The following is an 8,666-nucleotide window of genomic DNA, read 5'->3' as shown; positions in this document are numbered from 1 at the left end:
GAAGGATGGCGCCTGGTGGCAGGCGCCATCCTTCTCGTCCAGCGCGATCGCGCCCGCCGGCAGGAGGATCGGACAGTCGGACAGCCACGGCGCGCCGTCCTGGAAAGCTGCATAGGCGGCCAGCGGATCGCCGGCAGCGTTCGGAGCAAAATCGGGCCAATTGCCGGGCGACGCATCGCCCAGGCGTTCTGCGACCAGTGCGCGAAGCGGAATTCGGGATGGATAGAACACCAGCCTCGCCTTGAAGCGGTCCCCCGGCGCGAAGGCGCCGGAGCGGCGCCCGGCCGAGGCCGGGAAGAAGTCCAGGAGGACGGCAAATCGTGGGATTGGGCTTTTCAGATCGAGCAGCCAGGTCGCGTGGCTGACCAGGCCGTCGCGACGGGCCTCGATCTTCTCACCCAGCACCTCCCAGTCGCTCTCGACCTTGACGGCATCCGGATTGGCAAGGATCTGGTCGCGTGTTTCGGATGTCGAGACCAGGCGCTTCAGCTCGGCATCGTCGGGCGCGGCACGCCAGGCCTTGGCGAGCAGCACCAGCTTACTCAGCTCTCGGATAGCGGCGTCCGGCCGCTCTTCGCTGCGCAGCGCCATCAGTTTCGCGGGCAGCTCGTCGATACGCCCGGCCAAAGCGGTCGCCTTGAGGTCTACAAGCCGCGCCGCGATGCGGCGGCAGCGCTCGCTGCTGGCGTCGACAAAACCGGCAAGGCCGAGCCGAAGCTGGTCGGCAACCCACTGATCCAATTCGTCGAGCGCTGCCGACACGGCACTTCGCGTGTCCTCGGCGCGCTTGCGCTGCGCCGCCTCGCGGCGCTCGGCGGCCGCGGCGTCTTCTACGGCAGCGCTTTGCTCGGGCCGCAACGCCTCGTCGATGCTTTTGCTTTCCGCGCTTGCCGGCGTCGGCGGCTGGCCCGGCTTGCGGCGCCGCCCGAGCCAGTCATTGACCCATTCCGGCGTCTGGTCGACCCGATCGAAGCTGGCGGGCGCGGTGGCGCCGATCCACATCAGCCCCAGTATGTGCTTGCACGGAAATTTTCGCGATGGACAGGTGCATTTGTAGCCGTGGTCGCGGGCATCGAATGCGACGCGGTAGGGATTCGCTCCCGAGCCCTGGCATTCGCCCCAGATGAGGCCCAGCTGTTCGTTTGTCTCGAGACGGGGCCAGTTGGACCGCTTGGTCAGCTTGGCGGCGGCGCCCAGCGAAGCCTGGTCGGGCGCGAGCGCCTCGATTGTTTTCAAATCCAGCTGCAAGCCGCTCCCTCATGACCCCCGAAGCATGATGTCGCGACGATAGATACCTGTTTGCGGCGCGCTGGTGTAGCTCCAGCCGCTGAAAAGTTGGTGTCTTGTCTAACGTTGCGTTGCCCTGTTCATCGTCAGGCGCGCACCCACCAGGATGGCGTGCACAGCATAGGCGCGGCGATCCTCGGCGCTGACGGCCAGCCGATCGGCACGCTATCCATCGCCTCCCCTGTCTCGCGCGTAGACGATGCGGTAGCGGCCCCCGGGCGAAGCGGCGATCAGGGCGGCGAGGCTCATCTCGGCGCGGCCGACCGGCGAGGCATGACTCATCTTCCCCGTTGCGGCGAAGATGGTTAGGTGCTGCCGACGCCGTCCCGATGGCAGCTGGCGTCGTGCCCCAGCTTCTCCAAGCCTGACTTCATCATCTGCCTCCTCCACCAGTCGCTTCGCGTTCCGCAACCGGCGGATTTCGCGGCCGAATTCCTCACCGTCAAACAGCGTCCTGGTAAAATTCGATCGGCAGTCCATCGGGATCGGCGATGAAGGTAAACAATCGTCCCGTGTATGGATCTGTTCGGATGGGCTCCACCTCGACGTCTCGCGACCGAAGCAGCTCGGCTGTTGCCTCGACCGAGGCGACCGAGAATGCAATATGCCTTAATCCACAGGCCTCGGGCCTGCTGGGCCGGCTTGGCGGACCAGGGAAACTGAACAGTTCGATCTGGATGGTACCGTGACGCAAATCGCACTTCCAAGACTGCCTTTCGGGGCGCCAGTTTTCGGCCAGAACGACGAAACCGAGCTTGTTCGTGTAGAACAGCTTGGAGGTCTCATAGTCACTGGAGATGATTGCGACATGATGGACAGCCAGCAGCATCAGATTGGCCTCGCGTAAGCGTCGATAACGGCGACCCAGCACAGTCGCATCGGGTATACCTTGGCGCAACCAGGCGCCGACACCGGCCGTGCCGGCTTGGGCGAGCATCTCCACAAGGTCCGGCCACCCTCCCCTCGAGGGGAGCTTATCCGAGCGCTATTCACGCCGTCTTGAGGTCGGTGTACTTCTCGATCGCGTGCAGCGACTTGTCTTTGCCGAAGCGGGACTGCTTGAAGCCGCCGAGCGGTACCGTGATGTCGGCGCCGCCATAGGTGTTGACGTGGACGACGCCGGCATTGATGGCGCGCACCATGCGATGCGCGGTCGAACGCTTCGAGGTGCACACTGCAGAAGCAAGACCATAGACGGTGGCGTTGGCAAGGCGCACCGTCTCTTCCTCGCTTTCGAAGCGCATGACGCCGAGCACCGGCATGCACAATGTGATGTTCGGCCGCGTCGTCGACATCCGCCATGGCAGCGACGAGGCGGCGCTGCTCTATGTCGGGCGCAACTACATGCAGCCCAGCGCACTGGGAGTTTCGGTGGCTAGTCGGTCAGTCTGGCGCTGACTCCGACTCGATCAGGCTTTCCAGCATGTCCAGCAGGCGCTCGTACTGCTCGGCGCCGTAACGCTTCTCGATGGCGTCGTAGATGGCGGTGCGCTCGGGCGCCAGCTCCTCGATCAGCGCCACGCCGGCCGGGCTGATGGCGAGCAGAGCGCGGCGGCCGTCATCCTTGACCTTGTTGCGGGTGATGAATTCGCGCTCGTCCAGTGCTTTGATCATGCGGGTGAGACTGGGCGGCAGGATCGAGGCGCGGTTAGCGAGCTCGGTCGCTTCCAGCGGACCGGTCTCGGCAAGCACGCGCAGCACGCGCCATTGCTGCTCGGTGATGTCGTGGCGAGCAAGCATCGGACGAAAATGCGCCATGATCACTTCGCGGGCGCGAAGCAGAGCCATGGGCAGGGAAGGGCGGGTGCTGGGCGGCAGCAGAGTCAACTCTCCGAAAAGTTCCAGTCCAGTACGACTCGCAACAGAAATTAACGCTCGGATCGCAGCTATATCCGCGATTTCTCCGAGAGCGGCAATCCCGTCCCCGACGACCCCGTCGACATAGAGACCAAGCACTTGACATTCGGTCGCCAAGCCCTTGCCCCACATGGGGATCGAATATTCGGCGAATCTCGACGCGAAGGTCGAGATGAGCGAGCTTTGCGCGCTCGTTTCACGCATCATCCTCGAGACCGGCCTGTTCGAGCCCGGCGCCGAGCGGGTGCGCGCCCTCCGTGCAGATGCCTATGCGGTCGCGGACCGGCTCCCCGAGAACGGCTTCATCGACATGAATTTCCGCATCGGCAGGGGCCGCAGCGCGGAGGAGAAGAAGCGGACCGGCGAGGCGATCATCAAGGGGTTATCGCGCGCGTTCTATGTCGACACGCTCGGCCTGCAGGTGAGCGACGAGACCAGCGACGCGATCTATCTGCGCGCGCTGGAGGAGCGCGGCCACCCCAGCCCGCGCGAGGCAGACCTGCGCTGGATCGGCGCCATCGTGTCGCGCAACGGCGAGGTGGAGGAGACGGGGCTCGGTGCCGGCGTGCTCGATCATCCGGCCAAGGGCATTGTGTGGCTCGCCGACCGGCTGCATCAGTACGGCATGCAAATCGAGGCCGGACAGGTGGTGCTGTCGGGCTCCTTCATCCGGCCGGTCGAATGCCGGCATGGCGATCGGATCGTCTCGGATTTCGGGCCCTTTGGTGCGATCCGCATCGTTGACCGGCCGCGCGAATTTGCAAGCTGCGCGCTGCCCCAAAGAAAAAGGCCGGGCGCGAAAGCGGCCCGGCCAAGAAATGAAGGTCATAACCTTCAGAGGGGAACATCGCCCGGCGCAATGGGAGGAAAACACCGAGCGATGGCCTCTATTTGGGGCGGTTGCGGTATATTTTCCACGAACTGAATTCCAAAAACTGGCCGGAAGGCGAAAAAATATCGCGCGGGCAGCGGCAAAGCTCAGCCGGCCGCCGCTGCCTTTTCCAGAAGATCGGCATAGTGCTGCCGGGCCACGTCGGGATGCGACCTCAGACGGCTCTTCAGCACATTGGTTCCGACGTTGCGGAAGAGCGGATTGTCGGGATCGCTGGCCGGCCCGCGCGCCTCAGCCGCCAGTTCCTGCGGAAGGTCGAGCAGCGGGATGGTCGCGTCGAGCCGGGCGCTGAAGAAGAACGGCACCGAAATCCGCTCGACGCCTGGCGGCGGTGTGACGACGCGGTGCACGGTTGCTCTCAGATACCCGTTCGAAGCGAGTTCGAGCAGTTCGCCGATGTTGACCACGAGCGTTTGCGGAATCGGATCTACATTCACCCAGCTGCCATCATATTCGACCTGCAGCCCCTTGTTCTCGTCCTGCAGCAGAAGGGTGAGGAAACCGCCATCCTTATGCGCGCCGACGCCCTGGTCGTCACCGGTGGCGTCGCGGCCTGGGTAGCGCACGATCTTCATGCGGTGGTTGGGCTCGCTGCCATAGATCGGGTCGAAGGCGTCCTCCGGCTGATCGAGTGACAGCGCGAAGGCCTTGAGCAGCCGGATGGCTACCTCCGTCGCCTTGGTCTGCCAGGCAAGCAGCGCCGGCTTCAGTTCGGGCAACGCAGCCGGCCACTGGTTCGGACCTTGCAGCCGGGTCCAGGCCGGCACGCTCGGCCCTTGCGAAATGGTCGCGCGCTCGACGCCGATGTCGAGCTGCTCGCGCCAGTCGGCCTTGCCCCTGGTCAGCTCGCCGCCGGCACGCGTGTAGCCGCGAAACTGCGGCGACTTCACCATCTCGATGGCCAGCTTGTCGGCCTCCGACAAGGCAAAGAAGCGCCGCGCGGCATCGAGCACCGCGTCGATGTCCGGCTGCGTTATGCCGTGGCTGCTGAGATAGAAGAAGCCGACATCGCGAGCGGCGGTGCGCAGATCAAACAAGAAGGTCCGCAGTTCCGACTCGCCCTGCTCCAGTCGGTCGAGATCGAGCACCGGGATTATTCTGGCCATGGACAGCTTCCTCTTGGCGGCAACTCTCTGTTTTTCGCAAGTCCGGACGGAAAACCGATGCGCACTTTTCCTGGAATTGCTCGAGCAACCCCGCCGCACGATGACATGCGCGTCATTGCAGGTGAAGAAACGCGCCAACCAATCTCGTTGCAAATGGAGCAAGCCGCCGCTCAATTCCCGGGTTTTCGCGGCAAATTGCGTTCATTCGACTCCCGCTTCTCGCGTTTCGCCTATCCGCGATGATCCAGCCACGCGACCAGCCGGTCACACCACTGGATGCCGCAGACCAGCACGATCAGCACCACCACCGCCGCAACCATGACGCCGGTCTCGCGTCGGGGCGCGTTATTGCACGGTTCGTGGAATGGATCGTCAGAACGTCTCGACCCAGGGCCTCAGCTCGACCTCGAAGCTCCAGGCGCTGCGATGCTGGCGGTGGACTGCGAGATAGGTCTCGGCGATCGCGTCCGGCGAGAGGCGGCGATCCGGCCGGTCTGGCTCGGCCGCCTGCCCGGGCGGCTCGATCTGGCCGTCGATGATGAAATGCGCGACATGGATGTTCTTCGGACCTAGCTCGCGCGCCATCGACTGCGCCAGCCCGCGCAGCCCGAATTTCGGCATGGCGAAGCCGGCCGAGCCGGAGAAGCCCTTGAGACTCGCAGTGGCGCCGGTGAACAGGATCGAGCCGGAGTCGCGAGCAACAAGCCGGCGTGCCGCCTGCTGGCCGACGAGGAAGCCGCCATAGGCGCCGACGAGCAGGGCCTGCTTGACCGCCTCCGGATCGAGCTCGGCGATCGGGCCGCGCGTGCGGCCGCTGGCGTTGAAGACGGCAATTTCGAGGGAGCCGGCCTTGTCGGCCGCCTCGAACAGCCGCTCGACGGAGGCGGCATCCGACACGTCCGTCTCCACCGCCTGCGCACCCGTCTCCTGAACCAGCGCGGAGAGCTTGTCGACATTGCGGGCGGCCAGCACGACGCGAAAACCTTGCTTGCCGAGGAGCCGCGCCAGCGAAGCGCTGAGGCCAGCTCCAGCGCCGGCGATCACTGCGACAGTGGCGGCCATGTCGTTCCTCCTGCGAGTACGCGTTGTTCAGTTGAGGTCGATAATCGCACAAGCTCGCTCCTTCGGCGGCAAGAGGCAAGGACTAGGTTGCTCCGTTTTGGCAGTGCGACACAAAGGCGGTGCACGGTGAGAGGTCCCGGCGCATCCGAAAGACTTGCCTGTCGCGCCGATCCGTCCGACACGTGGTCCAGCGGCGATTCGAGGAACGACCATGGAACCAATCTGGGCCGTCGGCCTGATGACCGGCACGGTGCTTGACGGCAATATCGACGTGGCGCTGATTAAAACCGACGGCGAGCGCATCGCCGACACCGGCACATACACACTGGCCCCCTACCCGCAATCGATCCGCACCCTGCTCGAAGAGACCCTGCGCCAAGCACGCGTCTGGAATTTCGAGGGGCCGGAGCCGACGATTTTTCGCGAGGCGGAGGAGGCGCTGACGCGCGCGCAGTCGGCGGCGGTCAGGGATTTGGTCGAAAGCCAGGGCATGACGATGGCCGATATCGGCGTCGTCGGCTTCCACGGCCAGACGGTGCTGCATCGCGCCCCGCAGCCGCGACGAATCGGCCGCACGCGCCAGCTCGGCGACGGCGAGCTGATGGCCGCCCTGCTTGGCACCAAAGTCGCCTATGACTTCCGCACGGCCGATGTGGCGGCCGGCGGACAAGGCGCGCCGCTCGCTGCCGCGTATCATGCGGCGCTGCTCAAAGAGGCCGACGCCAGCGGCGACACCGCGGTGCTCAATCTGGGCGGCGTCGGCAACATCACCTGGTGGGACGGCAAAGACAACATCGTCGCCTTCGACACCGGGCCGGCCAATGCGCCGGTCAACGATTTCATCAAGGCGAAGGGCCTCGGCGAGATGGATCGCGACGGCAGACTGGCTGCCGCGGGTACGGTCGACGAGGCAAGGCTAGAGCGGCTGCTGCAGCATCCGTATCTGACGAAGCCTTACCCAAAATCGCTTGACCGCTTCGACTTCACCGCGGCCATGGCCGACGGGCTCGGCGCGGAGGACGGCGCGGCGACGCTGACGGCTTTCACCGTCTCGGCGGTCGGCAAGGCGCTCGATCTGTTGCCGCGCCGGCCAAGACGACTGGCGGTCAGCGGCGGCGGCCGCCGCAACCCGACCATGATGGCGATGCTCGGCCAGCGCGCCGGCGTCGAAGTGGTGCAAGCCGAGACGCTCGGCTGGAAGGGCGACGCGGTCGAAGCGGAATGCTTCGCGTTCCTCGCGGTGCGCGTGCTGCGCGGCCTGCCGATCAGCTTTCCGAGCACCACCGGGGTGCCGCAGCCGATGCGCGGTGGAAAGCTCGCGGGTTAAGACAACTTCTTCTGCAGGAAGATGCGGCTGCGGCCGACCGGAAAATCGGCGAGCGTGCCGAACGGCTGGTAGCCCTGGCGCTGATAGACCTTGGCCGCGGTCGGATTGAAAGTGTCGATCCACGCGGCCTGGCAGCCGCGCGCCAGCGCTTCCCGTTCGGCTGCGTCCAGCATGCTCGCGGCGATGTGCCGGCCACGCCAGATTTCGTCGACCCAGAGCCATTGCACATAGAGCCAGCCCCAGGCGGTGTAACCGGAAATGCCGGCGACGATCGCGCCGGCGTCGTCGCGAACGAAGACGGCGAGCGTCTTCCGGCCCGAGGCACCGACATCGCTGTCGTTGAAGGCGGTCAAGCCCTCGCCGACACGGGCGAGATCCTGCGGCAAGGGCTCGGTGGTGATCTCGAGCGTCATCTTCACGGTGGCTCCGGTGCGGTTCGGAAGCCAGCCTTAGCCAAGGAGCGAAGCGACACGCAAGCCTATTGCCGGGCAGAGCGCCACGCCGCGGCCGATGCCGCCACCAGCATCAGCAAGGCGGCGACCAGGGCGCAGTTGGCGAAGCCGAGGGCGGTGTAGAGCGGGCCGAAACCGGCGGTGCCGACGGTTACGGCGAAATAGGTGACTGCGCTGTTCAGGCCCATGATCGTGCCGCGCCGCGCGGCGTCGAGCGCGGTGAGCCGCATCACCAGAACGTTCAGCCCGAAATGGTTGGCAAGGCCCCAGACGGCGATCGTCGCCATCAGCAGGCCGAAGGCGCCGCTGGCCGAGGCGATCGCCACATAGACGGCGGCGACCAGCAGATAGGCGAAGGGCATGACGCGGCGGGCGCCGAGACGGTCGATGACGCCGTCAAGCAGCGCCGCCGCGCCGAAGCCGAGCCCGTAAGCGATCGCCGCCAGCCCGTTGGCGCTGACCGGCTCGCCGAGACCTTCATGGAGATGATCGCCGAGATAGCCGTAGACGCCATAGAAGGCGGTCATGAAGGCGCCGCAGGCGATCAGCAGCGGCAGGATTCCGGGCACAGCCAGCGCGCCGAGCGGCGACGGTGCCGGACCGCTTTTCCTGGTGTCGCGCAGCGAGCTGACCGACAGGCCGGCGACGGCGGTTGCGGCGAGAAGCGCGACAGCGGCGAAGAC

Annotated in this window: 11 protein-coding genes and 2 pseudogenes; 4 read left to right on the top strand and 9 right to left on the bottom strand. The window is 65.6% G+C overall.

What is annotated here, in order from left to right; genetic code table 11:
- The 3 genes and pseudogenes from EOA49_RS27955 to EOA49_RS27945 form a co-directional block, all read right to left on the bottom strand.
- The coding region (locus tag EOA49_RS27955) for an SWIM zinc finger family protein (protein ID WP_245460820.1) at positions 1–1,236 on the bottom strand (1,236 nt) is incomplete at its 3' end.
- A 493-nt stretch (positions 1,237–1,729) separates the two neighbouring features.
- Complete coding sequence (locus EOA49_RS27950) at positions 1,730–2,224, bottom strand: VOC family protein (protein WP_245460819.1); 495 nt, start codon at positions 2,222–2,224, stop codon at positions 1,730–1,732.
- 52 nt (positions 2,225–2,276) lie between these two features.
- A pseudogene (locus EOA49_RS27945) lies at positions 2,277–2,546 on the bottom strand (aldehyde dehydrogenase family protein); the annotation flags it as partial.
- Between EOA49_RS27945 and EOA49_RS32865 the strand changes: the two are divergent.
- On the top strand, positions 2,530–2,685 hold the full coding sequence (locus tag EOA49_RS32865; RefSeq protein WP_156751111.1) for a hypothetical protein: 156 nt from the start codon (positions 2,530–2,532) through the stop codon (positions 2,683–2,685). The pseudogene EOA49_RS27945 and the gene EOA49_RS32865 sit on opposite strands and share 17 nt — an antisense overlap.
- Here EOA49_RS32865 and hpaR read toward each other — a convergent pair.
- A complete protein-coding gene (hpaR, locus tag EOA49_RS27940) occupies positions 2,671–3,075 on the bottom strand; it encodes a homoprotocatechuate degradation operon regulator HpaR (protein ID WP_095800975.1) in 405 nt (134 codons plus the stop codon). The two genes, EOA49_RS32865 and hpaR, sit on opposite strands and share 15 nt — an antisense overlap.
- 190 nt (positions 3,076–3,265) lie before the next feature.
- Between hpaR and EOA49_RS33765 the strand changes: the two genes are divergently transcribed.
- Positions 3,266–4,069 (top strand): hypothetical protein, encoded by an 804-nt coding sequence (locus EOA49_RS33765; protein WP_336618890.1) that lies wholly within the window; start codon positions 3,266–3,268, stop codon positions 4,067–4,069.
- 53 nt (positions 4,070–4,122) lie between these two features.
- On the opposite strand, the gene EOA49_RS27925 is transcribed toward EOA49_RS33765, so the two are convergent.
- Entirely contained in the window at positions 4,123–5,142 is a 1,020-nt protein-coding gene (locus EOA49_RS27925) for an isopenicillin N synthase family oxygenase (RefSeq protein WP_127240750.1), read from the bottom strand.
- A 57-nt stretch (positions 5,143–5,199) separates the two neighbouring features.
- Here EOA49_RS27925 and EOA49_RS27920 point away from each other — a divergent pair, with 57 nt between their 5' ends.
- Complete coding sequence (locus tag EOA49_RS27920) at positions 5,200–5,385, top strand: hypothetical protein (protein ID WP_127240749.1); 186 nt, start codon at positions 5,200–5,202, stop codon at positions 5,383–5,385.
- Here the strand turns inward: EOA49_RS27920 and EOA49_RS27915 are convergent.
- Both EOA49_RS27915 and EOA49_RS27910 read right to left on the bottom strand, forming a co-directional pair.
- Positions 5,373–5,480, bottom strand: a pseudogene (locus tag EOA49_RS27915) (ABC transporter permease); the annotation flags it as partial. The gene EOA49_RS27920 and the pseudogene EOA49_RS27915 sit on opposite strands and share 13 nt — an antisense overlap.
- Before the next feature lie 34 nt (positions 5,481–5,514).
- Positions 5,515–6,204 (bottom strand): SDR family NAD(P)-dependent oxidoreductase, encoded by a 690-nt coding sequence (locus EOA49_RS27910; RefSeq protein WP_127240748.1) that lies wholly within the window; start codon positions 6,202–6,204, stop codon positions 5,515–5,517.
- A 211-nt stretch (positions 6,205–6,415) separates the two neighbouring features.
- Here EOA49_RS27910 and EOA49_RS27905 point away from each other — a divergent pair, with 211 nt between their 5' ends.
- Complete coding sequence (locus tag EOA49_RS27905) at positions 6,416–7,531, top strand: anhydro-N-acetylmuramic acid kinase (protein ID WP_095800978.1); 1,116 nt, start codon at positions 6,416–6,418, stop codon at positions 7,529–7,531.
- Here the strand turns inward: EOA49_RS27905 and EOA49_RS27900 are convergent.
- Positions 7,528–7,950, bottom strand: coding sequence for a GNAT family N-acetyltransferase (locus tag EOA49_RS27900; protein ID WP_127240747.1), 423 nt, complete (start codon positions 7,948–7,950; stop codon positions 7,528–7,530). The two genes, EOA49_RS27905 and EOA49_RS27900, sit on opposite strands and share 4 nt — an antisense overlap.
- 59 nt (positions 7,951–8,009) lie before the next feature.
- A partial coding sequence (locus EOA49_RS27895; protein ID WP_164749299.1) for an MFS transporter occupies positions 8,010–8,666 on the bottom strand: 657 nt, incomplete at its 5' end.

It is taken from the genome of Mesorhizobium sp. M1A.F.Ca.IN.020.04.1.1 (assembly GCF_003997315.1).
Classification (GTDB): Bacteria; Pseudomonadota; Alphaproteobacteria; order Rhizobiales; family Rhizobiaceae; genus Mesorhizobium.
This window is presented reverse-complemented; position numbering and strand designations above follow the sequence as displayed.